At 66.7% G+C, this 25,035-nt stretch carries 19 protein-coding genes and 1 pseudogene; 8 read left to right on the forward strand and 12 right to left on the reverse strand.

Translation table 11 applies throughout. From position 1 onward, the window contains the following. Positions 1-11: 11 nt before the first annotated feature. Positions 12-2,303 carry a putative bifunctional diguanylate cyclase/phosphodiesterase gene (locus tag AC6CIE_RS25660; RefSeq protein WP_498094551.1) on the reverse strand — a complete coding sequence of 764 codons (2,292 nt, stop codon included), beginning with the start codon at positions 2,301-2,303 and terminating at the stop codon, positions 12-14. A gap of 92 nt (positions 2,304-2,395) precedes the next feature. Between AC6CIE_RS25660 and AC6CIE_RS25665 the strand changes: the two genes are divergently transcribed. Then, entirely contained in the window at positions 2,396-3,328 is a 933-nt protein-coding gene (locus AC6CIE_RS25665; RefSeq protein ID WP_498094553.1) for a PIG-L deacetylase family protein, read from the forward strand. A 12-nt stretch (positions 3,329-3,340) separates the two neighbouring features. Here the strand turns inward: AC6CIE_RS25665 and AC6CIE_RS25670 are convergent, their stop codons facing one another. After that, positions 3,341-5,602 (reverse strand): hybrid sensor histidine kinase/response regulator, encoded by a 2,262-nt coding sequence (locus tag AC6CIE_RS25670; protein WP_498094555.1) that lies wholly within the window; start codon positions 5,600-5,602, stop codon positions 3,341-3,343. A 329-nt stretch (positions 5,603-5,931) separates the two neighbouring features. Here AC6CIE_RS25670 and AC6CIE_RS25675 point away from each other — a divergent pair, with 329 nt between their 5' ends. Then, entirely contained in the window at positions 5,932-7,749 is a 1,818-nt protein-coding gene (locus AC6CIE_RS25675) for an ATP-binding response regulator (protein ID WP_498094557.1), read from the forward strand. Next, positions 7,746-8,387: a response regulator gene (locus tag AC6CIE_RS25680; RefSeq protein WP_498094559.1), complete on the forward strand. Its 642-nt coding sequence runs from the start codon at positions 7,746-7,748 to the stop codon at positions 8,385-8,387. Before AC6CIE_RS25675 ends, AC6CIE_RS25680 begins: the two co-directional genes overlap by 4 nt. On the opposite strand, the pseudogene AC6CIE_RS25685 reads toward AC6CIE_RS25680, so the two are convergent. The 3 genes and pseudogenes from AC6CIE_RS25685 to AC6CIE_RS25695 all read right to left on the reverse strand — a co-directional run bounded on the left by AC6CIE_RS25685 (position 8,284) and on the right by AC6CIE_RS25695 (position 12,062). Next, positions 8,284-10,531, reverse strand: a pseudogene (locus AC6CIE_RS25685) (peptidase domain-containing ABC transporter). The gene AC6CIE_RS25680 and the pseudogene AC6CIE_RS25685 overlap by 104 nt on opposite strands. Then, positions 10,528-11,775, reverse strand: coding sequence for an HlyD family secretion protein (locus tag AC6CIE_RS25690; RefSeq protein WP_498094561.1), 1,248 nt, complete (start codon positions 11,773-11,775; stop codon positions 10,528-10,530). The pseudogene AC6CIE_RS25685 and the gene AC6CIE_RS25690 overlap by 4 nt, the downstream one beginning before the upstream one ends. A gap of 77 nt (positions 11,776-11,852) precedes the next feature. Next, complete coding sequence (locus AC6CIE_RS25695) at positions 11,853-12,062, reverse strand: hypothetical protein (RefSeq protein WP_498094563.1); 210 nt, start codon at positions 12,060-12,062, stop codon at positions 11,853-11,855. 310 nt (positions 12,063-12,372) lie between these two features. Between AC6CIE_RS25695 and AC6CIE_RS25700 the strand changes: the two genes are divergently transcribed. Next, positions 12,373-13,413 (forward strand): patatin-like phospholipase family protein, encoded by a 1,041-nt coding sequence (locus AC6CIE_RS25700; protein WP_254595062.1) that lies wholly within the window; start codon positions 12,373-12,375, stop codon positions 13,411-13,413. A gap of 2 nt (positions 13,414-13,415) precedes the next feature. Next, complete coding sequence (locus tag AC6CIE_RS25705) at positions 13,416-14,867, forward strand: GntP family permease (protein ID WP_175125573.1); 1,452 nt, start codon at positions 13,416-13,418, stop codon at positions 14,865-14,867. 11 nt (positions 14,868-14,878) lie between these two features. Here the strand turns inward: AC6CIE_RS25705 and AC6CIE_RS25710 are convergent, their stop codons facing one another. The 3 genes from AC6CIE_RS25710 to AC6CIE_RS25720 form a co-directional block, all read right to left on the reverse strand. Next, positions 14,879-15,169 carry an MSHA biogenesis protein MshH gene (locus AC6CIE_RS25710; RefSeq protein ID WP_498094565.1) on the reverse strand — a complete coding sequence of 97 codons (291 nt, stop codon included), beginning with the start codon at positions 15,167-15,169 and terminating at the stop codon, positions 14,879-14,881. Between the two features lie 106 nt (positions 15,170-15,275). After that, positions 15,276-15,695 (reverse strand): hypothetical protein, encoded by a 420-nt coding sequence (locus tag AC6CIE_RS25715; RefSeq protein WP_175139396.1) that lies wholly within the window; start codon positions 15,693-15,695, stop codon positions 15,276-15,278. Continuing rightward, a complete protein-coding gene (locus AC6CIE_RS25720; protein WP_175125566.1) occupies positions 15,692-16,132 on the reverse strand; it encodes a Fur family transcriptional regulator in 441 nt (146 codons plus the stop codon). Before AC6CIE_RS25720 ends, AC6CIE_RS25715 begins: the two co-directional genes overlap by 4 nt. A gap of 108 nt (positions 16,133-16,240) precedes the next feature. Here AC6CIE_RS25720 and AC6CIE_RS25725 point away from each other — a divergent pair, with 108 nt between their 5' ends. Further along, positions 16,241-17,023: a helix-turn-helix domain-containing protein gene (locus AC6CIE_RS25725; protein WP_279975346.1), complete on the forward strand. Its 783-nt coding sequence runs from the start codon at positions 16,241-16,243 to the stop codon at positions 17,021-17,023. A 62-nt stretch (positions 17,024-17,085) separates the two neighbouring features. On the opposite strand, the gene AC6CIE_RS25730 is transcribed toward AC6CIE_RS25725, so the two are convergent. Beyond that, complete coding sequence (locus tag AC6CIE_RS25730; RefSeq protein ID WP_175139394.1) at positions 17,086-17,547, reverse strand: YkgJ family cysteine cluster protein; 462 nt, start codon at positions 17,545-17,547, stop codon at positions 17,086-17,088. Positions 17,548-17,664: 117 nt separating this feature from the next. Here AC6CIE_RS25730 and AC6CIE_RS25735 point away from each other — a divergent pair, with 117 nt between their 5' ends. Continuing rightward, a complete protein-coding gene (locus AC6CIE_RS25735; RefSeq protein ID WP_498094567.1) occupies positions 17,665-18,285 on the forward strand; it encodes a DNA-3-methyladenine glycosylase I in 621 nt (206 codons plus the stop codon). Between the two features lie 23 nt (positions 18,286-18,308). Here AC6CIE_RS25735 and AC6CIE_RS25740 read toward each other — a convergent pair whose 3' ends face one another. After that, a complete protein-coding gene (locus AC6CIE_RS25740) occupies positions 18,309-20,231 on the reverse strand; it encodes an LTA synthase family protein (RefSeq protein ID WP_175125558.1) in 1,923 nt (640 codons plus the stop codon). A gap of 348 nt (positions 20,232-20,579) precedes the next feature. On the opposite strand from AC6CIE_RS25740, the gene AC6CIE_RS25745 reads away from it, so the two are divergent. After that, positions 20,580-22,655, forward strand: a complete 2,076-nt coding sequence (locus tag AC6CIE_RS25745) for an AsmA family protein (protein WP_498094569.1) — start codon at positions 20,580-20,582, stop codon at positions 22,653-22,655. A 100-nt stretch (positions 22,656-22,755) separates the two neighbouring features. Here the strand turns inward: AC6CIE_RS25745 and AC6CIE_RS25750 are convergent, their stop codons facing one another. Both AC6CIE_RS25750 and AC6CIE_RS25755 read right to left on the reverse strand, forming a co-directional pair. Then, complete coding sequence (locus AC6CIE_RS25750) at positions 22,756-24,348, reverse strand: diguanylate cyclase (protein WP_498094571.1); 1,593 nt, start codon at positions 24,346-24,348, stop codon at positions 22,756-22,758. An 11-nt stretch (positions 24,349-24,359) separates the two neighbouring features. Continuing rightward, a complete protein-coding gene (locus AC6CIE_RS25755; protein WP_498094573.1) occupies positions 24,360-25,007 on the reverse strand; it encodes a TetR/AcrR family transcriptional regulator in 648 nt (215 codons plus the stop codon). Positions 25,008-25,035: the final 28 nt, after the last annotated feature.

Consider the following 25,035-nt stretch of genomic DNA (forward strand, 5'->3'; position numbering starts at 1 on the left):
GGCGTCGAGGGTCAGCGGCCGGCTACTGACCGCGCCTTACGCAGGTACTCGGTAATTTCTGCTTCCGGCACCGCGCGCGAAAACAGAAAGCCCTGCAGTTCATCGCAGCCCGCAGCGCGCAGGAAATCGCGTTGCGCAGGCGTCTCGACCCCTTCTGCGTTGATCGTCAGTCCCATTGACCGTCCCAGCATCACGACCGCATTCACGATGGCGGTCGAATCGCTGCCTTCGCCAATATTGGCCACGAAGCTGCGGTCGATCTTGATCTTGTCGACCGCGAACCGCTGCAGGTAGCTCAGGCTGGAATAGCCGGTTCCAAAATCGTCCAGCGCTATCCGGAATCCCGCAGCGCGCAGTGTGGCGATGGCCTTCTGCACCCGGCCATCGTCTTCAATGAACACGCCTTCAGTGACCTCCAGTTCGATCTGCGCGGGGTCCACGCCCGCGCGTTGCACCAGGTCGATGACGCGCTCGGCGAATCCTTGGCCGCGAAACTGCACGGGCGACAGGTTCACGGCGATGGACAGGCCCGGCCATTGCAACGCGGCGCGGCAGGCTTCCTTCAGTACCCATTCGCCCAGCGGCACGATCAGCCCCGTGGATTCGGCCACCGGCACAAAGATCTGCGGCGACACAGGGCCCTTGCCCGGATGATTCCACCGCACCAGCGCCTCCACGCCCACCAGCTGCTGCGTGCTGCTGTCGATCTGCGGCTGGAAATGGACCTGGAGCTGGCCGCTGCCGGCCAGCGCGCGGCGCAGGTCTTCCTCGATGACCGCCTTGGCCTTCAGCGTGTCGTCCATGTCGGGGGCGAAGAAGCTGTACTGGTTCCTGCCCAGCTCTTTCGCGCGATACAGCGCGATGTCGGCCTTGCGCAGCAGCTCGCTGCGCGTCGTGCCGTCACGCGGGGCCATCGACGCGCCGATGCTGGCGCCCACGAAGGCCCGGCCGCCCAGCAGGTCGAAGGGCTCGCGCACCTCCGCGAGAATGCGTTGCAGCAGGGCGGTCGCGCCAGCTTCGGTCGCGTTCTGCATCAGCACGGCGAACTCGTCTCCGCCCAGCCGCGCGACCGCATCGTCCGGCCCGAGGATGAGCTTGACCCGTCTTGCGAACTCTTCGATGAGCGCGTCGCCCGCGGCGTGGCCCCACGTGTCGTTGACCTGCTTGAAATGGTCCAGGTCCAGCAGCAGCACCGCACAGCACGCATCGGGCCGGCGGCGGACCAGCGCCTGGTCCACGCAGGTGTTGAAATAGGCGCGGTTAGGCAGTCCGGTCAGCACGTCGTGAAAGGCGAGATGCTGCGCATGCGCTTCGCTGGCCTTCAGTTCGACATGGGCCGTCCGTAGTGCGCTCAGGTGCGCCTGTTGCTGGCGCAGCAGGCGATAGGTGCGCAGCGCCAGCAACGCGATCAGGACCAGCGCGCTGGCCAGCATGGCGGCGACGGATGGCAGCATGGCGCGCCAGAGTTCGGAGCCGGGCAGGTCCGGACGCCACATCAGGAAGCCCAGCGCGGCGCCATCGGACGATGTCAGGGGTATTTCGCGTTCGTCGACGCCGTCATGGCGCGTGCGCGTGGCATGGTAATGGAGCCCGTCGATCAGGTTGTCGCGCGAAAACGCATGCAGGAAATTGCCGTCGATGAACCGGACGCTGACGAGCAGATTGCGGGTCTCGAAGGCCGGCGCATTGAGGTCGGGTGAAAAGCGCGCGACGCGCATGACGCTCACGACCGCCGGCCTTTGCCCGACGATGGCAAGATCGGTGGCGTGCACGGCCGCCCGCGTGGTGCGTGCAGACGCGTCGGCGGACGGCGGCTGGCCGGGCAGGCGTTCGTGGTCGTTATTCGGCCGGGTGGTCACCCCGCGCGTCAAGGCGACGAACGGACGGATGTCGGGTTCGTAGAAGGCGTAGCGCTCCGGGTCAACCATTTCGCCGTGGACATTGCCGTAACGCAGGGCGTCGTCCGGCCCCAGGATGAACACCAGATCCTGCTCGAACAGCCGGTGCAGCCACGCGCCCACGTTGTCGTCGAGCCAGACCTGGTCGGGAGCGGGCTTGGCCAGTTCGTCGACCAGCATGTCCCAGATCGCGACGGCTTCCTGCGCCTGTGCCACGTCGTCCAGGATGTTGCTGATCGCCTGTTGCAGCTCCTTGCTCTGGCGCATTGCGGACATGTCGTCGCTTTTTTCCACGGACAGGTGCAGCGAGAACAGCATCGCGGCCAGGAAGCCGCCAAAGGCGACCAGCACCAGGACGAGCAACGCGCCAGCGGAACGGGGAGGCGGCCCTGCTTTTTTTCTCATGCCGATACAGCTCCGTCTTGTTGGGGCACGCAACATACGGATCGGATGCTCTTCGAGGCCGCGTGCCGGCGCGGCGGGATTCGAAGAGGCACGTGACCGATCTGTACGCTGTCGCGGATGTCGACGATTCCGGTGCCCAGCAGGAGCAGCTCGCCGCAAATTGCGTGCCTGCGGCAAACTTGCCCCTTGATTCTGGCTCGCAGGCCTTCGTGAGAACCCTGGCGCCCGGCTGTTGTCCGGCATGGCATTTGCTGCGGGCTCGGTTTCATTTCCTCGCGATCCGCTGCGGATCCAAGACATCGATGTTCTTCACGCAAGCGCTGGGCCCGGCTGACGCCCCTGTGTTGCCCCCATCCCCCCTGGTGGTGATCTCGCCCCATCTGGACGACGCGGTTCTGAGTTGCGCGGGCCTGCTGGCCGCGCGCCCGGGCAGCACCGTCGTGACGGTGTACACGGCGCTCGCGCCGACGCCGCATTTGCGCACCGAGTGGGACCGGCGTTGCGGCTTCGACAATGCGCAAGCGGCGATGACGTGCCGGCTGGCCGAAGACAGAGAGGCGCTTGGCATGGTGGGCGCAGTCGGGCGGGCGCTCGATTTTCTGGATAGCCAGTACACCGCGACGCCTGATGAAGATGCGCCTCGAATCACCGAACGTCTGTTCCACCTGCTGGCGAGCCTCGCGCCTGCGAGCGTGGTCATGCCGCTGGGCCTGTTCCATTCGGATCACGTGCGCGTCAGCGATGCGGCGCTGATGATCCGCGAGTCGCTGCCCGGCGTTGGCTGGTTCGCTTACGAGGACCTGCCGTACCGCCAGCTGCGTGGCGTGGTGCAGGCGCGGCTGTCACAGTTGCTCGCGCGCGGCGTCACGGCCACGCCGGCGCATCTTGCGGTGGATGCGACGTCCAAGGCGCGCGCCATCGGCGCGTACGCGTCGCAGTTGAAAGGACTGGACTGCACGGCCTCGGAATTGGCGCTGCATGAAACCTTCTGGCGGTTGACGGACGGCGCCGTGGATGCGCGCTGACCTGCAACCGCCTTATCCGCGCTGCATCAGGTAGTGCAGCATTTCGCCCAGATCGGCGGGTTTGACGAAATGATGATCGAAGCCCGCGACGCGGCTGCGCTCGATATCCTGGGGGCCGCCGTAGCCGCTCATTGCGAAGATCAGCGCGCCGCTGCCCCACGTTTCGCCGCGTACCCGCCGGCAGACCGCGTAGCCGTCCATGCCTGGCATGCTGATGTCCAGCATGATGACCTCGGGTTTGTGCTCCAACGCCAGCGTCCAGGCCGTCTGGCCATCGGGGGCGGTCAGCACGTCGTGATTTTCCAGCTTCAGGATCTCGGCCAGCGTCTCGAGGGCGTCCCGGTTGTCGTCCGCGATCAGGATCTTGAGTGGCCGGTGCGTCCGCCCGCTGGCCGGCGTGGCGCTGGCATCCATGGCGGCTTCCGATTGCGCCATCGGTAGGGTGACCGTGAACTCCGCCCCTTTGCCCACGCCGCGGCTGCTGACTTCGACCTGCCCGCCGTGCAAGTCCACCAGGCGCTTGACCAGGTACAGCCCGATGCCCAGCCCGCCTTGCGCATTGGCCCGATCCACGCGAAAGAACATATCGAAGATCCGGGCGCGGTCCTCGCGCGACAGCCCGATGCCGTGATCGCGCACCCGCACTTGCGCCGTGGCGCCGGCTTGTTCCACACGCACCGATACATCGATCGTGGACTCCACCGGCGAGAACTTCGACGCGTTGTTGATGAGGTTGGCAAACACCTGCGCCAGCCGCACGGGGTCGGCATTGACAGGCATTGCCGGTTCGTCCATCGACAGCATCAGCGCTTGCTGCTTGCTGCGCACCGCGGCCTCGCCCATTTCCATCGCGCTCTTGATGACGTCTTGCAGGATCACGTGTTCCTTTTGCAGCAGGAAGTTGGCCTGGCCGACGCGGCCCACGTCGAGCAGATCGTCGATGAGCCGTGAGAAGTGCTTGATCTGGCGGCCCAGCAGCAAGGCAAGCGAGCGCAGGTTGGGATCAGCGCCAAAACGCCTGTGCAGCAGGTCCGTCACGTTGCGGATCGCGGCGAGCGGGTTACGCAACTCATGCGCCAGCTGCGCCATGAATTCGTTCTTGCGCTGGTCTGCCTCCAGCAGCTTGAGCTCCGTGTGCTTGTGGTCGATGAGATCGCAGGCCTGGCGCACCAAAAGATCAAGCAGGCGTTCGTCGTGGTTGCTCAAGGGGTGCGCATCCTGCCAATGCGTGGACAACATGCCGATCACCGCGCCCGCGCGCGAGATCAGCGGCGTGGCCTGCACGGCCGTCACGCCCAGTGTGTGGAGCGCATCCTGTTCCGCAGCGTTCGACATGAACGCGCATTGGGAAATGTCGGGCACCGAGACCCGCGCCGCCGAGCGTAGCGCCTCCTTGCACAGACAGTGGCTGTCCAGCGACGTGTCGTTCCAGAACGGACTGCCGCGGGGATCGAAGCCCTTGCAGGCCAAGAGCCGCAGCTCCGCACCGTTGCCGTTCTGCGCGCTGAGCAATTGAAGCGCGGCGCTGCTCGATGCCATCATCTCGGTCGCGGCAAAGACGATGTCGTCGTACAGGACTTGCTCGTTGTCGCCCGACAGCAGCCGTACGCTGATGTCCTGCAGCAGCCGCGCGCGCGCCATCTCGGCCTGAAGGTCTGCTCGGGCGGCTTCCATGCGGCGCTTGGCCTGGTCGCTGTTGATGGCGACCCCGGCAAGGTAGGCGCCGAACGTCGCGATGTTCTTGGCCTGTTCATCCGGTGCCCGCGCCTTGCGCCAGCCCAGGAAGAACGAGCCGATCGCTTGGCCGCTGGTGTCCTCGATGGGCATCGACAGGCAGGATCTCAAGCCGATGCCCAGACAGGCCGTGCGCCAGGGCTGCGCCCATTGGGTGTCGGCCTGGATATCGCTACAGGTGGTCATCCGGTTGGTGTGAATCGCCGTGCCGCATGTGCCGAACTTCAGGTCGTTCACGGGGGCGCCGTGCACCGCCTTGCCGAAGGACTCGGGCAGGCGCGCAGAATGCAGGTCCTGGATGCTGGTGCGATCGGGTGAGGCCAGCACGACGCCAGCGCGCACGGTTGGATCTATGCGGCTGGCGGCAACGGTCAGTTCTGACAGGCAGGTCTGCAACGCGACACCCGTCGCGATCATTTCGAGCAGACGTGTCTGCTCCATGACCAGGGTTGCGTAGTTGACGCGATTCGCTTCCGGCCGGGGCGCGTGGTGCTGGGATTCATCGCGAGGATCATGTGGCGGTGGGGGTTGGAAAGTCACGGTGCAGCCCTCCTTCCATAGGGGAAGCGTAGTCCCCGCGCCGGTCGCTGTGCGGGCACCGTTGTGTCAGTTGATGTCCCGCCAAGTGGGGCAGCCCCGCGTCCCAGTCCAGCAGGACCGGTGCAACCGGGCCGGGCAACGAGAACCGCTTCACGGGCCGATGTGGGCGTATGCCCGATTCGGAGGCCGCAACATCGGGTCAGAAATCTCCGTTTACATGTCGCGTGTAACGTCTAAAATCGGGACAGTTCGCCGTCGGCCACCTGGCCGCCGCCCAGTTTCCCGCCCCGCGCCGGATGTGCTCGGCGCCCTGACCCGTGCAACCCGTTATGGGCCCGCTTCCCGCCGCTTCGCCGCAAGGTTCCGTGTATGCCGCCCGCATCCATCAGGTGCAGGTGGACGCGCTGCGCCGGATGTTTCCCTTCGCGCTGGCTGGATCGCTGATCACCGCCTGCTTCTCGGTCTTTGCGCTGCTGGACGTGCTGCCCCGTCAGCAGATCCTGCTGTGGATTGCCGTCACGCTGGTGGTCGGCGCATTGCGCCTGGGTGCCATGCTGGCCTACGACCGGCGCCGTGCCGACCCGGCCGCCGCTCGGATCTGGGTGCGGCGCATGCTGGTGGGCAACCTGTGTTCGGGCATCCTGTGGGGCTTGCCGTTCGCATACTGGACGTTCATCGTTCCGCTGGAATACCAGCTCTTTTTCATCGTCATCCTGTTCGGGCTGGGCACCGGCGCCATCTACTCGAACTACATGATGTTGCCGGTCATGTACGCGTTCGAGATCCCCGCCTTCGCGCCCATGTTCATCGCGCTGGCGGCGCAGCCGTCCGCCATCCACCTGGCGCTGGTCACCAGCGGGCTGGCCTATCTGGTCGCCACCCTGGCGTTCATCCATCGCATGAACCGCACGCATCTGGACGCCTTGCGGCTGGGCTATGAAAACCTGGCGCTGCTGGAACAGGTGCGCCAGGAGAAGGCCGCCGCAGAACGCAGCGACCTGGAAAAGTCGCGCTTCCTTGCCGCCGCCAGTCACGACCTGCGTCAGCCGGTGCACGCGGTCAATCTGTTCCTGGGGCTGCTCACGAACGAGCGCCTGTCGCGGCATGGCCGCTATCTGGTCGACAACATCGCCAGCGCGATGGCGGCGATGGGTCAGCTGTTCGACGCGCTTTTGAACCTGTCCCGGCTGGATGCCGGCGTCATCGAGACGCGCGTCGAGGCCTTTGCCCTGCAGCCGCTGCTTGAGCGCTTGCGTGCGGAGTACGCGCCCCAGGCGGCCGAGAAGGGCATCACGGTGCGGGTGCGGGCCTGCGCGGTCAGCGTGCGTTCGGATCCCATCCTGCTTGAACGCATTCTGCGCAACCTGATCAGCAACGCCATCACGCACACGGCGGGCGGGCGAGTGCTGATCGGATGCCGGCGCGCGGGCGGGCGGCTGCGGATCGAGGTCTGGGACAACGGCCCGGGGATTCCGAAGCCGGAGCAGGAACGCGTGTTCTGGGAATTCCATCAATTGGGCAACCCCGAACGCGATCGCAGCAAAGGCCTGGGACTGGGGCTGGCCATCGTGCGCCGCACGGCGCGGCTGCTGGGGCACGAACTGTCGCTGCGCTCGCAGGTGGGGCGCGGCACGGTCTTTACCCTGACGGCGCCTGTCGCGGAACGTGAGGCGTCCGAGCCGCCTGTGCGTGACTCGGGACCGGACATGCCGCAGGTGACCGCGTCCAGCGGCGGCCTGGAGGGCAAGCTGGTTCTGCTGGTGGACGACGATCCGCAGAATCTGGCAGGCCTGTCCATGCTGTTCGAGAGCTGGGGCTGCCGCGTCATCGCCGCCACCAGCGGCAATGCGCTGCTCGAGCGCGTGCTGCCGTTGGCCGAAAGCCCCGCGCTCATCATCAGCGACTACCGCCTGCGCGACCACGAGACGGGCATCCATGTCATTGAAAGGCTGCGCGAGGAATACAACGATCCGGACCTGCCGGCCTTGATGGTCAGCGGCGACACGGATCCGGCCCGGCTGTCCGAGGCCGCCGCCCGCGGGGTGCCGCTGCTGCACAAGCCCGTGCAGGTCCAGGCACTGCGCGAGCGCGTGGCCGGACTGCTTCAGGCCACCCCTGTTCACCCCCTGACCGGAGACGCCGAATGACGGCAGTGCTATTGATTGACGACCATGCCATGTTCCGCGAAGCACTGGTCATGGCGCTTGACGATGCGCTGCCCGACGTGACCATCCACCCGGCGGCCAGCGGGCAGGAGGCGCTGGAGGTGCTGGACCAGCACGACGCCATCCGCAACGTCATCATGGATTTCTATCTGCCCGACATCGCGGGCGCGGATCTGCTCAAGCGCCTGCGCCAGCGCCGGGCGCAATTGCGTGTGCTGGTGTTGTCGGCGTCGCAGGATCCCGAGGATCGGCGCCGCGCCATGGACGCGGGGGCGCAGGGATTCATGCACAAGTCCGCCAGCTGCCAGGAACTGGCGGCCGCGCTGCTGGCGATTGACGAAGCGCCGGCGCGGGTCATGCACGCTGCGTCCGCCGCCGGCAGTGCCGGCGCCGCGCAGGACGAGGCGGCGCTGCTGCGCGCGCTGACGCCGCGCCAGAGCGAGGTTTTGCGGTTGATGTGCGATGGCCTGCGCAACAAGGAAATCTCGGAACAGCTCAACATGACGGAAAAGACCGTCAAGACGCACGTGTCGGCCATCCTGGGCACGCTGGGGGTGCTGAACCGCACGCAGGCCACGCTGGTGGCGCGGCGCGGCGGCGTGTTCGGCAAGCCGGTCTAGGCCGGGACGACCCTTGCTGCGGCGCATGCGCGCCGGCCGCTGTCCCGGACCACCTTGCCGTCCGCCAGCACAATTTCCCGCTCGGCCGCGCCGATGGTGTCCGGACGGTGCGCGACAATCACGCGCGTCATCTCAAGCCCCGCAATCGCGGCGTTGACCGCACGTTCCCGGTCTATGTCCAGATGGCTGGTCGCTTCGTCCAGGAACAGGACGGCTGGCCGCTTGTACAGCGCGCGCGCGAGCAGCACCCGTTGCTTCTGGCCGCCTGAGAGCACGGTGCCCATGTCCCCCACCAGCGTGTTGTAGCCCATCGGCATGGCGCGGATGTCGTCGTGGATTGCGGCGATCTGCGCACATTGGGCAGCGCGCTCGGGGCTGTACTGCGGATCGAAGAAACTGATGTTCTCGGCGAGGGACCCGGCAAAGAGCGCGTCGTCCTGCAACACGGTGCCCGCCATCCGGCGCAGGCAGGCCGCGCCGGCGCCGCGGGCGGGCACCCCGTCGATCAGCACGTCGCCGTCCGTCGGCGCCAGGACGCCGAGCAGGATGTTGATGAGCGTCGACTTGCCGCCGCCCGACGGCCCCGTGATGGCGACGGATTCGCCGGGCTCGATCCGGAAGCTGAGGCCGTCGAGCACGTAGGGTTCCTGCGGGCTGTATCGAAAGCGCAGGTTGCGCACTTCGATCACGGGCGGGCGCACGGGCATGTCGTCCGCCTGCGGCATGTCTTCCGGCGGTTCGGGTGCCTGGCGCACGATGTCGGCCAGGCGCTCGCCCTGCAGCCTCAGCATCTTTACGTCGACCAGCTTGTCCAGAAGCGCCGCCACGCGCTGGTCGAACAGCGTCTTGTAGACGATAAAGGCGAGCAGGGCGCCGACGGTGAATTGGCCGTCCAGCACGAGCCTGGCGCCCACCCACAGGATGACGATGGACGACAGGCCAAACAGCAGGCCGTTGCAGGTGCGAAAGAACAGCGCCCACTTCTGCGTGCGAAGATCCGCGTTGATCTCGTTGACCAGCAGCGACAGCCACCGCGACCGGCGGTCGTCCTGATGCTGGAAGAGCTTGATCGCCTTCACCCCGCGCACCGTTTCGAGAAAGTGCGTTTGCTCCTTGGCCGCGTGCACGATGTGCGCCTCGGTGGCATTGCGCAGCGGCGTATAGCCGCTCCAGCGCACGATGCCGTAAAGCGTCATGGCGCCCAGCGAGATTCCTGCGAGCGGCGGACTGTAGACGAACATGAGCACCAGCGTGATGAGCATCACCAGCCCGTCCAGCACGGCTTCCAGGAATGAGGTCGTCAAGGTGCGCTGGATCTCGTCGACGGCCCCGAAGCGCGACACCACATCGCCCAGGTGCCGCTTTTCAAACCAGGCGACCGGCAGACGCAGCAGGTGGGTGAAGACGTTTGTGCGCCATTGCAGGTTCAGCGTCGTGCTCATGACCATCAGCATCCAGCCGCGCGCCACCGAGGTGAGCTGCTTCATCACCATCAGCAGGGCGAAGGCCAGCGCCAAGGTGGTCAACAGGTCGCGGTCGCCCGTGTTCAGCACATGGTCCACGACCCACTGCAGGAAGAAGGGTTGCACGACCGTCAGGATCTCGAGCGCCAGCGCCAGCAGCAGCACCTGCGAGCATGCCCCGGCCAGGCCGCGGATGCGCCCGGTGAGTTCGCGCAGGCGCACAGGTGCGCTTGCGCGCGTCTCCTGGAACTGCGGCGTCGGCCACAGTTCCAGCGCGACGCCGGTGTAGGACGCTGACAGCGCCGCAAGGGAGCAGGTGCGCTCGCCGCTCGCCGGATCGATCAGGGTGGCCGAGCGCGCGTTGATGGCCGTCAGCACCACGAAGTGATTGAACTCCCAGTGCAGGATGCAGGGCAGCTTCAGGAGGCCGAGCGCGCCCAGTCCGGCCTTGGCGGGACGCGCCGCCAGGCCAAGCTGGCCGGCCACCTGAATCAGCGTGGCGAGCGTCGCGCCTTTCATCGACACGGGAAAGCGCGCACGCAGGGCCGCAAGGTTCTGGTGGTGGCCGTGATAGCCCGCAATCATCCCCACGCAGGCCAGGCCGCACTCGGCCGCTTCGGTCTGCAATAGCCCCGGAACGCGCCGCTTGAAGCCGAGCGCCAGGCGCTCCAGCGCGCTCATGGCTTTTCCGCCAGGCGCATGGCCGGATCGAACGCCCACTGGTACAGCCGGCGCGTCTGCTGCAGCAAATCGGCCTCCAGCCGCATGCCGGGCCGCAGCGCCAGTTCCTGGCCTTGCGGGCCCTGGGCGGGCGTCTCAATCGCCACGGTGATGCGGTAGACGGCCTCGTCGTCTGGCGTGTTGCGCTTGGCGTCGTCGAGCTGCCATTCGGGCAGGGCGCTGCGCGCCACGTCCTGGACGATGCCGGTCTGCTGGCCAAACGTCTGATACGGATAGGCGGCCAGACGGATCAGCACCTTATCGCCCGGCGCCACGAAACCGACCGCGCGGCTGGGCGCCAGCAGTTCGGCCAGCAGCTTCGCGCCGTCCGGAACAATTGTGGCAAGCGGCCGGCGGCTGTCGACCGCCTGGCCGGCGTCGGCGGTGGCGGCCGTGACCACGCCCGCATGGGGCGCGGTCAGGACGATCTGGCGCCGCGCCTCGCTCTGGGTCAGTTCGACCGCCACGGCGGACAATTCCCGGTCCAGTTGCGCCAGCTGGTTCTGATGGCGCAGCGTCAGCTCGGCCAGCGACTGTTCGTGTGCCGCAAGGGTGGTTTTCAGCCCGATGCGGTCGCGCAGCAGCGCTTGCAGCAGGTTGCGCTGGTCCAGGAGTTCAGCGCGCTTCTGGTCGGTTTCCTCGGGCGACAGATAACCCTTATCCATCAGTTGCCGATAGCGCTGGGCGCTATCCTGCGCGAGCTTGATGCGTTCGCGCTGGCCGGCGATCTGCTGGTCCATGGCGGCAAGCTGCGCCTGCAGGCTGGCGATGGCGGTGGCCTGGGTGCCGACTTCGCCTTGCTGCAGCAGGGCCGTCTTTTGCCGGGCCTCGTGCAGACTGTCGTGGCGCTGCCGTATCTGCATGCTGATCGCCTGATGCGTGTCGCCCAACGCGCTTTGCTGGTCGCCCGACACGACATACAGCACCTCACCGGCGGCCACGTGCTGGCCTTCCTGCACGCGGCGCTCGAGCACGATGCCCGGTTGCGGCACGTACAGCTTGAGCAGTCCCGCGTCCGGGGCAAGTTGGCCGCTGACGGTCGCGCGCTTGGTATAGGTGCCGAACGCCAGGAACAGGCAGACGGCCAGCACGAAGCCCGCCAGGACGGTCGTCGCAAGGGCGAAGGACACCGGCCGGATCAGGACGATGTCGCCCAGGCCGGAGATGCGTTGCGCGGCGAGCGCTTGGTCGCGGTAGAGCGGCACGGATCGGGAACGTGAGAGGCTTCGCGCTGCGGGGACTGTCCGGGCTCGGACGGCCCCCGCAATGCTCGTCAGTCAGTTCAGCTCAAGAAAACCTGTCTGATCCCTGCCGTGCTGGGCTTTTGGACATTGGGCTTCGTGGAGAGCTGGGCGTGCGGGTTGTTGGACGAAGCGCCCGTGGAGCGGTTCGGGCCGATTCCGCCGCTGACCTGGTTGATCTCGTCGGCGGTCATCGCTTCGATGCGGAACTCCGCGTTGCCTTGCTGAACCTGCTGTTCCATTTTTTCCATTGCTATCTCCTGCTGCATGCCGGCGGAAAAAGCCGCGCCAACGTCGGCTGAGCGCCCCGCGGGCGGATCCAGCCGCGTATGTCACGCACCTTCAAGGCCGGGGGCTGGTTTGCTCGAGGCGGACAGTAGCAGCGGCCCGGTGCAGGCGCATCGGTCTTTGGTCGTAGATGGCGCGCGGACGCCCGCGATGTCTTTCGTTTTTCAAAGCCATCGCGTATAACTGCCGAACGATATGTGCGCCGCAACATGGTTCATATCGCAATCATTTCATCGCCCGCTCACCCCCCAGCCTCCCGCAAGGAGTACCGCCGTGGCCCGATCCAAAGCGTCGCCGACTGACCGCGATCCCCTGTTGATCGACCTGGCGCTGCAGGGCGGCGGCGCCCACGGCGCATTCACCTGGGGCGTGCTGGACCGGCTGCTCGAAGAATCCTGGCTTGGCATTGACGGCATCTCGGGCACCTCTGCCGGCGCCATGAATGCCGCGGTGCTGGTGCTGGGGCATGCACGGGGCGGCGCCGACGGCGCCCGTGCTGCGCTGGAAGACTTCTGGCGCCGCGTGTCCGACGCCGCGCGCTACAGCCCTTTTCGCCGCAGTCCGCTCGACATCCTGATGGGTTCCTGGTCGCTGGATCATTCGCCCATGTTCATCGCCTTCGACCTGGCGTCGCGGGTGTTTTCGCCCTATGACCTCAGCGCTGCGGCCAATCCGCTGGCCGCCATCCTGCAGGAAGTCATCGATTTCGATGAACTGGCGCGCGCGCCCATCCATCTGTTCATCACGGCGACCAATGCGCGCACGGGGCGCGGCCGGGTGTTCAAGAATGCCGAGGTGAATGCCGACGTGCTGCTGGCCTCGGCCTGCCTGCCGACCATGTTCCGGGCCGTGATGATCGACGGCGACCCGTATTGGGACGGCGGCTACAGCGGTAATCCCACCATCACGCCGCTGGTGCGGGAATGCCAGTCGCACGACACGATCCTGGTGCAGATCAATCCGGTCGAACGCCCCGGGTTGCCCAGCAGCGCCCGCGAGATCATGAACCGGCTGAACGAAGTCACGTTCAACGCGTCGCTTCTGAAAGAGCTGCGCATGATTGCGCTGCTGCGGCAGGTGGCCGACCCCGGCAATGGCGAGGGCAGGATGTGGGCGGACATGCGCATCCATCGCGTCTCGTCCGATCTGATGGTGGAACTGGGCTATTCCTCCAAGCTCAACGCCGAATGGCCATTTCTCTGCATGCTGCGCGACGAGGGCAGGAAGGCCGCCGACCGCTTCCTGGCCGAACATGGCGATGACCTGGGTAAGCGGTCATCGCTGGACATAGACGAACTGCTGGGCGAGGTCTGACCATGGGACTCTTCGGCATCCTGCTCGCGCTGGTATTACTGATCGGGCTGGCCTACCGCGGCTGGAGCATCCTGCTGCTGGCGCCGGCGGCGGCCATGGTGACGGCGGCCGCGGCGGGAGAGCCGCTGCTGGCGCATTGGACGCAGACGTTCATGGGCGGCGCGGCCGGATTTGTGGCCCAGTTCTTTCCGTTGTTTCTACTGGGGGCGCTGTTTGGCAAGCTGATGGCCGACAGCGGGTCGGTCACCGCGATTGCCGACGCGATGACGCGCAAGCTCGGCGCGCGGCGCGCCATCCTGGCGGTGGTGCTGGCCGGCGCCATCGTCACCTACGGCGGCGTCAGCCTGTTCGTGGCGTTTTTCGTGCTGGCGCCCATGGCGCACGCGCTTTTCAAGTCGGCCGGGATTCCGGTGCGCCTGATGCCCGCGGCCATCCTGCTCGGCACATCCACCTTCACGATGTCCGCCTTGCCCGGCACGCCCGCCGTGCAGAACGCGATTCCCATGCCGTTCTTTGCGACCACGCCGTTCGCCGCGCCCGGACTGGGCATCATCGCCAGCGCGATCATGCTGGGTTTCGGACTGTGGTGGCTGAGCCGGGCGGAAGCGTCGGCCCGGCGCGCGGGCGAGGGCTATGTGGCGCCAGCGGGCATGGCCGCCGACGTGTCTGACGACGTGCTGGTGCGCGAACGTGCCACGGTCGCGCGCGAGTTCGATCCGGCCGAAATGCACCACGGCCAGCGCAGCCCCGACGCGCCGTCCACGCTGGTGGCCGCGACGCCGCTCGTTGTCGTCATCCTGGTCAACCTGTTCATGACGCTGGTGGTCCTGCCGCGCATGGACACCGCCTGGCTGGCCGAGGCGCGCTGGGGCGGCACCAGCCTGGCCGCGGTGGGTGGGGTCTGGTCGGTGATCACCGCGCTGCTGGCCGCGATTGCCGTGCTGGTGGTGTTGAACTTCCGGCGCCTGCCGTCACTGCGCGACACCATGGACGCGGGCGTGAACGCGTCGGCGCTGCCCCTGCTTAGCGTGGCAAGCCTGGTAGGTTTCGGCGCGGTGGTCGCGTCGCTGCCGTCGTTCGCCGCGGTGCGCGATTGGGTGCTGTCGATCGAAGGCGGGCCGCTGGTATCGCTCGCGGTGGCGACCAACGTGCTGGCTGCGCTGACCGGGTCGGCGTCGGGCGGCCTGACCATCGCGCTGCAATCGCTGGCCGCGACGTACATGGAGCTGGCCCAGACGCTGGGCATCGATCCGGCGCTGATGCACCGCGTGTCGGTGATCGGCGCGGGCACGCTGGACAGCCTGCCGCACAACGGCGCCGTGGTGACGCTGCTGGCGGTGTGCGGGTCAACGCACCGCGAGGGCTACATGAACATCGTCGTGGTGGGCATCGTGGGACCCATCATCGGGCTGGCCGCCGTCATTGCGCTGGGCAGCGCGCTGGGGTCTTTCTGACGGGCGAACGCTCAGGACAGCGTGCGCGCGGGCAGCGCCGCCGACAGGTCGTTCAGACTGAGACCGCAGCACCGCGCCCGCTCGGCCAGCGTTTCGCTCTGCGCCAGCGCGCGGCTGCTTTCGTCTAGCAGCACGTCCAGCTGCTCTTGCGGCGTGGCGGCCATCGCCCACGCGCGCTCGGCGGAGCGGACGGCAAACTGGTCCACACAGGTTTTGCAGATGGCCGCGCCGTTCTGTTCGAGCAGCGGCGCGCCCTGCGCGAGCGTCGATTGGCAAAACAGACAGGCGAGGGCGTGGTTCATGCGTCGGGCGGCCGGTGCGAATTGTTCGAAGGCGGCCGCGCGGATGGCGGCGCCTGTCATTGAACAACGGCCGCGCACGCCCAGTCTTAAATCGCGATGCGGCCCCTTAATCGACGTTGAAGCCGCCCGGGCCCGCCTGCCCGAGGAGTTCGCGGGCGCATTGGACCGCTTCGCCCGGCGTCGCGACCACCAGGAACGGCAGGCCGAAGGCGCGGGCCATCTTTTCGCCGCGCTTGCGCAGCTTGTCCAGCGCGTCGGTATCGCGCTCGACGGCGATGAATGCCCGGCAGCGTGCCCGCAGTCGCGGCATGTTGGCCGTCTGCCATTCGATCATCGCTTTGCGGTCCTCGTGCGCGGCCTCGTGGCGGGTATCGGGCACCACCATGACGAAGCTGCGCGGGTTGTCCACCAGCAGCTCCATCTCGCGAATCCACGAGGCCGAATAGCCCAGCGGCGCGCCGCCATGGCGGGCGGTCACGATGGGGAATTGCGACAGGTCGTGGAAGAAAAACTGATCGTGGTTCATTCGAAGGCTCCGTGGGGCAGGGCGGGATCGTCCTTGGCGCAGCCGCAGCTGCCGTATAGCACCAGGCTGTAGGAATCCAGCTCGAACCCGCTGCGCCGCGCGATCTTCCTGACCAGTTGCGCCATGGCGGGATCGCTGGATTCCCGGATCTGTCCGCAACGCGTGCAGACCAGATGGTCGTGATGGCCCTTGTCGCTCAGTTCGAACACATTGGTGTGCGTGTCGAGCTGGGTGCGTTTGAGCAGGCCGGCGTGCTCCAGTTGCGTGATCACCCGGTAAACCGTGGCCAGGCCGATATTGCTGTGATCCGAGATGAGGCGGCGGTAGATATCAGCGGCGCTCATGTGCTGGTCTGCGTGGCGGTAGAAGATGTCCAGGATCTTCATCCGCGGGAAAGTGGCTTTGATGCCGGCGTCGCGCAGCCGTGTGTGGTCCATGTCGATTCTCCATCCGGGGGGCTGATACCCGGCTGATGAGAATGATGTACATTTTCAAATGGACCCGCTAACGGGAACCCGTCAACCTGTACCTCAAACCTGCCAACCATGCTTCAAGCGGCTGCCGCTTCCCCTTTGCCCGACGTCCTGCTGACGCCGTTCAGCCTGCGCAGGCGGCGGGAGTCCAAGGGCATTTCCGTGCCTGCGCACACCCACGCCGAGGGCATGCTGGTGCTGGTCCACGAAGGGCTGGTGATGGTGCAGTCGGGCGAGCGCGTACTGACGGTGCTGCCCGGCAGCCTGGGGTGGATTCCGCCCGGCGTGCAGCACGGGGCGCGCTGGTTCGGCGAGGCGCGCGGGTCATTCCTGCACGTGCATCCGGACATCTGCGGGCGCCTGCCGGCAAATTGCCGGGCGTGGCCGTCTTCCCGGCTGATCGAGGCGCTGGTCGAACGTTTTACGGAAGGCAGGTGGCAGGATGCGACGCCGTCTTATCAGGCGCAGTTGTTCGACGTGTTGCTGGAGGAACTGCGGCAGCGCACATCCGATGCCACCGCGCCGCTGCCGATGCCGGCCGATCCGCGCCTGCAGGATCTGGCCAACACGCTGCTGGACACGCCGGACGATACGGCGGGCATTGACGAATGGGCGCAGCGGCTGAATATGTCGTCGCGCACGCTGATGCGCCGTTTTCGCCAGGAGACCGGCGTGACGCTGGGGCAGTGGCGCCAGCAGGCCCGGCTGCTGCGGGCGCTGGAAATGCTGTTCCGGGGCGGATCGGTCACCCAGGCCGCGCTGTCGGTCGGGTATGAAAGCACCAGCGCGTTCATTGGAAGCTTCCGCACGGCGTTCGGCATGACGCCGACGCGGTATCTGGCGGATCGCGGTTAGGGGTTGAACGCGGTCAGGCGTGCCACGCAGTCAGGGGGCCACGCAGTCAGGGAGCAGCGCAGTCAGGCGGCGGCAGGCTGGTCCGGATGCAACGGACCTTCCGGGTCGTTTTCCGCGTCCGGCCGGGGCGGCACCGGCGTCAAACCGAGCGACAGCCGCAGGCGCTGGCAATCCGGATTGGGCGCGCCGTCCGGCATCCAGATGTCGAACTCGCGGCACGGCGTGGGACGGCTCTCGTAGATGTCGCAGTGGATGCCGGGCTTGCCCAGCTCGCCGCGCAGTGAAATGCAGCGTCCGCCGCCCATTTCCGTGCCCTTCATGCAGGCGCGCAGCGGGCTCATCTGGGTGACCAGGTCCAGCGGCACGTGGCCGCCGTTTTCGCCGGCCAGTTCACCGACGTAAAACGACACGCGAAAGTGCGCGCAGCAGGCGCCGCAGTCCAGGCAGGGATTGGCGGACGGGTCGTCGCCGGCCAGTACCGCGGGCGAGACAAACGAGACGAGCGAGGTCAGTGGCAGGGACATGGGCGTAGGTCCGAAGGCCGGAAATATTATCTGGATTTGCGTTGCGGCCGCTACGACTTTTTTCAGGGACATTGCAGGAGTAGCATCGGTACCCTGTCAGTCCCGAGGAGCGCTTTCTTGTCCGCAAAAACCGATTTTCCAGATGGCCTGGCCCGTTGCGGCTGGGTGGACACGTCGGCCGAATACATGGCCTATCACGACACCGAATGGGGCCGCCCCGAAGGCGACGATCGCGCGCTGTTCGAACAGCTCTGCCTGGAAGGTTTCCAGTCCGGCCTCAGCTGGCGCACCATCCTGAACAAGCGCGAGGCCTTCCGCCGCGGTTTCGCCAATTTCGATCCCGCCAGGCTCGCAACCTTTGGCGAACCGGAAGTCCAGGCGCTGCTGGCGGATGCGGGCATCGTGCGCCATCGCGGCAAGATCGAAGCCATGATCAACAACGCGGCCCGGGCGCTTGAAATGATCGACCGCGAAGGATCGTTGGCCGCGTATTTCTGGCGCTTCGAAGCGCCGCCCGCCAAGGGGTCCACCTACGGCGCGTCAACGTCGGAACAGTCCGAAGCCCTGTCCAAGGCGCTCAAGAAGCTGGGCTGGAAATTCGTGGGGCCCACCACGGTCTACGCCTTCATGCAGTCCGTGGGCATGGTCAATGACCACAGCCCGGGCTGCCATTGCCACGCCATCATCGAGAAAAAGCGCAAGGCGTTTGTGCGGCCAATCGTGCGGTCGGCGGGCTGACGCCTTGCACTGAACGGCCCGCGTCAGGCTGCGCGGCCGTTCTCCTGCCCGGTCTGTACCGGCGCCTGCCCCGGCAGGCTGTAACGCCCCTCGCGGTAAGCCCAGCTTGGCCACAACGCATGCGCCAGCGCCTCGGTCGCCAGTTCGGGGTTCAGCGGCGCGGGGGCGTAGTCCTCGGGCGCGGTGTAGCGGTATTGCACCGCCGTCTTGTTGGGCGCCAGCACCAGCAGGTCGTCGCCCTTCAGATAGCCGTAGGTGCTGTCGTACTGCATGATCGCGCGTCCCGGCGTGCTGCGCGTGAGGTCGTGCCCGATCATCGGATGTTCGGTATCCACGCCGATCAGCGACAGCAGCGTCGGCGGCAGGTCGATCTGGCTGACCAGGCGGTCGTCGCGCCGCGCCTCGATGCCGGCGCCCAGGATCACGGCCGGGATATGAAAGTGGCGCACCGGCACCAGGCTGGCGCCGAACACCCGCGAATCGTGGTCCGCCGCCACCAGGAAGACGGTGTTCTCCCAATACGGCGACGCCTTGGCCTTCTCGAAGAACCGGCCCAGCGCCCAGTCGGCATAGCGCACCGTGTTCTCGACCGTGGCGGGATTGCCGTCGGTCTCGATGCGGCCCGCCGGATACTCCCACGGCGTGTGGTTGGACACGCTGAACGCCAGCGTGAAGGTCGGCAGGTCGCCGTCTTCGCGCAGCAGGCGGTCCAGCTGGTTGAACATGTCCTCGTCCGAGGCCCCCCAGGTGCCGACGAATGCCGGGTCGACAAAATCGGCCCGATCGACAATCTGCTTGAAACCGTTGCCCAGGAAGAAGCCCTTCATGTTGTCGAAGTGCGACTCGCCGCCATAGATGAAGCGCGAGTGATAACCGTGGCGTCCCAGCAGATCCGCCAGCGAGAAGAACCCGCGCTGCGAGCGCGGCAGCTTCAGCACCGCCTGCGCGGGGGTGGGAAGAAAGCCGGTGGTCACGGCTTCCAGGCCGCGCACCGAACGGGTGCCGGTGGCGTAGGCGCGCGTGAAGGACCAGGCGTCGCGCGCCAGCGCATCCAGTTCGGGCGTCAGGTTGGCGCCGCCCAGCGCTGCGCTGTACTGCGCGCCCAGGCTTTCTTCAAGAATGATGACCAGGTTGAGCGGGCGATGCGTCTTGCGGGTGGCCGGCTGGCGGTGCAGGCTGGGGTAATCGGGGTTCGGCGGCGGATACGGCAGTCCGGACTGCGCCAGCACCAGGGCGTGCATCTTGTCGTCGTCCATGCCGCCATACACGGCGGAGGCCGACTTTTCGTTCTTCATGCTGTAGACCGCGTAGAACACGTTGTACAGCGAGTTCAACGCCAGGGTATTGAGCATCCCGTCGGAGCTATAGGCCACCGAAGACGGGTTGATCGGACGGTGGCTCAGCGTGCCGCGGATGGCCAGGATCACCACGGCCAGGATCGCCACGCTGGCAAGCGGCATCTGCCACCACGTCAAAGGCGCGTCGGGACGCGCGTGGCCCAGCAAGGTCCAGGCGGCCCAGCCGATGAGCGCCAGCGCGCCCAGTCCGCCCAGCAGCGCGCCCTTGTAACCGCGCCACAGCATTCCGGAAACCTCGCGCGGATGCTTCAGGTATTCGACAAACAGGCGGTTGGGGCGGGAGTCGTATTCGATGATGAAGGGCGGCGTCGCCACTTCCAGGAACGCCAGCAGCACGAACGCCACCAGATACCAGCCGGCGGCCAGGTTTGCCGCCAAGGGAATGTGACCGAAAAGCGGCGACAGGACGGCCGGAAGCGCCGCCAGCACCGCAATCTGATGCGCGTCGATGCGCAGTCCGCGCAGCAGCAAGGGCGCGAGACCGCCGGCATTGCGTACGCGCTGCCATTGCCACAGCGCAAGCGCCAGACGGCTGAGCGTCAGCAGCGCGAACGCCGCCAACACGAAAATCAAGGTTGAATGCCGCATCGGGCCTCCAGGTTGTCCTGCTTCACCACCCGGCGCGGGCGGAATCGGTCATTTGGCATTGGAACCGCGCCGGCGTCAAAAATTCTGTAAGGGCGTCCGATAAGGCAGTTCTTCGCACGCCCTAGTGGTCTCTGTTTGTAACGGCCGTACCGGCATCCGGGCACAGCACTTGCTGCGCAACGCCGCGGACGTTCGTGCCGTTGACATGACTGCCCGGCGCGACCGCCCGGAAAAATCCGCACACATTATGGCGTCGTTCCGTCCGACCGCCGCAACAGGCCGCGATACCCTGGGGTAGCAAGTCCGGCCAGCGGTGTGCGGCCGGCAGCCAAGCCAAGGATAGTAACCATGACGCGCACAAGAAAAATAGCGATCGGGATTGTAGGGGGCATTGCCCTGCTGGTGGCGGTATTGATCATCGTGATCGCCACGTTCGACTGGAACCGCGCCAAGCCCATGATCAACGAACGGGCCACCGCCGCCATGGGGCGCCCCTTTGCAATCAACGGCGACCTGAGCGTGCGATGGCAGCGCGAGCCCGGCGAAAGCGGCTTGCGGTCCTGGGTGCCCTGGCCGCGCGTGGTCGCCAACGACATCACTATCGCCAATACGGAGTGGGGCAAGGCGCCGCATTTCGCCACGCTCAAGCGCGCGGAATTCAGCCTGTCGCCTTTGCCGCTGCTGGCTCAGCACGTCGTTATCCGGCACATTCAATTGACGGAGCCGGCCGCCGACCTGGAACGGCTGGCCGACGGCCGCGCCAATTGGGTCTTCACCCTGCCGGAATCGGGCGAGCCCTCGCCCTGGGTGCTGGACATCAACGAGATCGGATTCGACAAGGGCCGCGTCGGCTATGCCGACGAAATGCTCAAGGCCGACCTGACGGTGCTGGTCGATCCGCTGGGCAAGCCCGTGCCGTTTGCCGACGTAACGGGTAAGTCGTTCGTGCCCGAGGACGGCACGGCCCCGGCGCCGCGCGATTACGTGTTCGGCTGGAAGGTCGACGGCAAGTACAAAGGGCTGGCCACCAAGGGCGAAGGCAAGGTCGGCGGCATGCTGGCCCTGAAGGACCCCAAGCAGCCGTTCCCCTTGCAGGCCGACGTGTCCATCGGCGGCACGCGCGCATCGGTCGCGGGCACGCTGACCGATCCTGTGAATCTGGGCGCGCTGGACCTGCACCTGAAACTGTCCGGCTCGTCCATGGCGCAGCTCTATCCGTTGACCGGCGTGACGCTGCCCGACACGCCGCCCTACAGCACCGACGGCCATCTGGTGGCCAAGCTGCAGAATCCCGGCGGCGCGGTGTTCGACTACAGGAACTTCAACGGCAAGGTCGGCGACAGCGACCTGCACGGCGATATCACGTTCGCGCTGGGCGCGCCCAGGCCCAAGCTGACCGGCAAGCTGTCGTCCAAGCTCCTGCAAATGGCCGACCTGGGTCCGCTGATCGGCGTGCAGTCGGGCGGCGGGCCGAAGTCGGCCGTGGATAAATCCAAGGACGCGCCCGCCAAGCCCAAGGGCGGCAAGGTCCTGCCCACGCAAGAGTTCCGTACGGACCGCTGGCGCGACATGGACGCGGATGTCTCGCTGGACGCCGCCCGGATCGTCCATGACAGCAAGCTGCCGCTGTCCAAGCTCTCGGTGCATGTCATCCTGCAGGACGGCAAACTCACGCTGGATCCGCTGCGCTTCGGCATGGCGGGCGGCACCATGAACGCCACTGCGCGCCTGGACGGCTCGCGCGCGCCGCTCACCGGCCGTATCGACATGCAAGCGCGCCGCCTGCAGCTCAAGCAACTCTTTCCGTCGGCGGAAGCCATGCAGAAGACGCTGGGCGAGCTGAACGGCGACCTCGCGATCAGCGGCACCGGCAACTCCGTGGCGGCATTGCTGGGCTCGGCGAATGGCGACGTCAAGATGCTGGTCAACGATGGCGTGATCAGCCGCAGCCTCATGGAGCTTGCCGGGCTGAACGTTGCCAATTACGTGGTCTCCAAGCTGTTCGGCGACGACGAAGTAAAGATCAACTGCGGCGCGGCGGACCTGGAATTGAAGAATGGCGTGATGACGCCGCGCATCTTCGTTTTCGACACGGACAACGCGCTGATCACCATCACCGGCTCGGCCAACTTCAAGGACGAGACCATGGACCTGGATATCGATCCCGACAGCAAGGGCTTCCGCATCTTCTCGCTGCGCTCGCCGTTGTATGTGCGCGGGACGTTCGGATCGCCCGATGTGGGCGTGCATGTCGCCCCGCTGGCGGCGCGCGGCGCGGGCATGGTGGCGCTCGGCGTGCTGCTGACGCCGGCGGCCGGGCTACTGGCGCTGATCGCGCCCAGCGCCAACGACGAGAATGCGTGCGGCCCGCTGCTGGAGCAGATGCGCAAGCCGCCCAAGGCGCCAGCGCCGGCCAAAAAGTAAGAGGGCGCGTGCCGGCGAATGCGCCGGCTCCGCCCACGTGACAGGAATATGCGGGCCGGCGTGACCGCAGACGTCCCCGTCCCGTCACGGCGCGTGACGGTCAGCCCCCGGGCATCAGTCGAAAACCATCCGGCGCGGTTTCGTCGGCCGCGCACACCACATTGCGGCCATGGTTCTTGGCGTAGTAGAGCGCCTGGTCGGCGCGCTCGAATACCGCCTCCAGCGTCGCGCCCTGTTCCGGATAATGCGCCACGCCGGCCGAGATGGTGAGGGGCGCGGGTAGCGGCGTCGCCGCCGGCGTCGCCAGCCGCGCGCGCAGCCGCTGCGCAATCGCGATGGCCGCCGCCATGCTGGCGCCCGGCAGCAGCATCACGAATTCTTCGCCGCCCGGCCGCGTCAGCACATCACCGCTGCGCGATCCCTCGCGCATCACGCCGGCCAGCGCCTGCAAGGCCTGATCGCCCGCCGCGTGGCCATAACGATCATTGATGCGCTTGAAGTGATCGATGTCGATCGCCACGATGGCGACCGGCGTGCCTTCGGCGCCCAGCAGCGCCAGCGCCTCATCCATGCCGCGGCGGTTCAACAACCCGGTCAGCGTGTCGGTCGTGTTTTCGCGGCGCAGGTCGCTGAGCTTGTGATGAAACGACGCCAGTCCCATCAGCAGCGCGCGCCGCAGTTGCGCGGCCTCGAAATACCACGAGCGCACGGCACGGATACGGTCCGCGGAATCGGGGTCCTGCATGCGCTTGGCAATGCTGGCCATCTGCCCCAATGGGCGTGCGATCCAGCGCGACAACAGCCAGATCAGCGCCACCGATAGCAGCAGCAAGGGCAGGGTGTTGCGGGCGGTGGCCATCAACAGGTCCGAAAGCGGGGCAAGCGTGCTGTCCACCGGCCGCTGCGCGATGATGCTCCAGCCGGTGCTGGGCACGGGCGCAAACCCGGCCAGCATGTCGCGGCCTTCGTTGTCGATGAAGCGCCGCTCGCCGGTCTCGCCACGCCGCGCCGAGGCAAAGGCTTCGTTGTCGGGGGCCGGCTTGCCAAGCTGCGCGCTGTTGGGGTGATAGATCAGCGTGCCCTTGCGGTCGATGACGTAGAGAAAGGAATCGTCGCGGTAGAAATGCTGGTCCAGCAGACGATCCAGCACGTTGTCTTCGTGCAGGTAAAGCGAGCCGGCGATGAAGCCGAGATAGCGGAAATCGCGCGAGAAAATCGGCTGGGTGTAGAGAATCTGCCAGCGGCCGTTGCTGGCCTGAAACGGCTCGCTGATCGTCGGCTGCCGGGCGGCAAGCGCCTGCTTGACCGCGTCGCTGACCAACTGATGTCCCAGCAATTGCGGATACGACGGCGACACCGCCAGCACCTTGCCTTGAGGTGATGAGACAAAGCTGGAATTGAAAAGCCCCAACTGCTGCTCCTGCCGGCGCGTTTCCTCGGCCATGCTTTCGGGACGGCTTTCCATGCCGGCCAGCTCGTCGGCGCTGTAGGCGAGGTAGCGGCGAATGTCGTTCAGCAGCGCATCGGTGGTCAGCGCCAGCTTGGACGCATAGATGCGGTTCGTGTCCATGGCATTGCGCAGCAGCAGATCGCGTTGCACCAGATAGCTGGCATGCAGGCCGCCCGCAAGCACCACGACGACCGACAGCAGGCTGATCCACAGGATGAGACGCCGCAGGTCGACGCGGAACATGACGGCATCCGTCAGCTGCGGGCGCGGCCCGGTGGCACGCCGGACGGCGGCGGGGCGTCGCAGATCAGGGCGTCCCACGCGCGCATCGCCTGCCGGGCCACGGCCTGCAAGGTCTTGCGGCTGGCGCCGTCGCGCGCCTGGATGGACATGCCATGCAGCACCGTCGTGTAGAACGCGGCCAGCCCCTTCAAGTCCGCGCCAGCGGGCAATTCGCCTTGCGCGGCGCCTGCGTTCAGACGGGCGAGGATGCGGCTTTGCATCTCGCGCCGGTTGTCTCCCAGGAAATTCCCCACGCCAGGCTGGTTGTCGCAACCGGCGGGTGCGCCCAGCACGATCATGCAGCCAGGCGGCAAGCCCGGGGCGGTGAAACGTTCGGCCGATGCCAGCAGCATGGCCTGCACCGCGTCGCGTGCCGTCGGCGCCGCCAGCAGCGCGCGACGCGCCGAGCCGCCCTCGGTCTCGCGGTAGAGCTCGACGGCTTCGCGGAAAAGACCTTCCTTGGAACCAAAGGCGCCGTAGAGGCTGGGCGAGTTGATGCCCATCGCTTCCGTCAGATCGGTCAGCGATGCCCCTTCATATCCCTTCGACCAAAAAACTTCCATGGCCTTTTGCAAGGCCTGGGCACGGTCGAAGTTCCGCGGGCGCCCACGTTCAGCCATGCCCGCGATTTTACTCGCGTCGCGTATT

Source organism: Achromobacter sp. GQ309 (genome assembly GCF_059759315.1).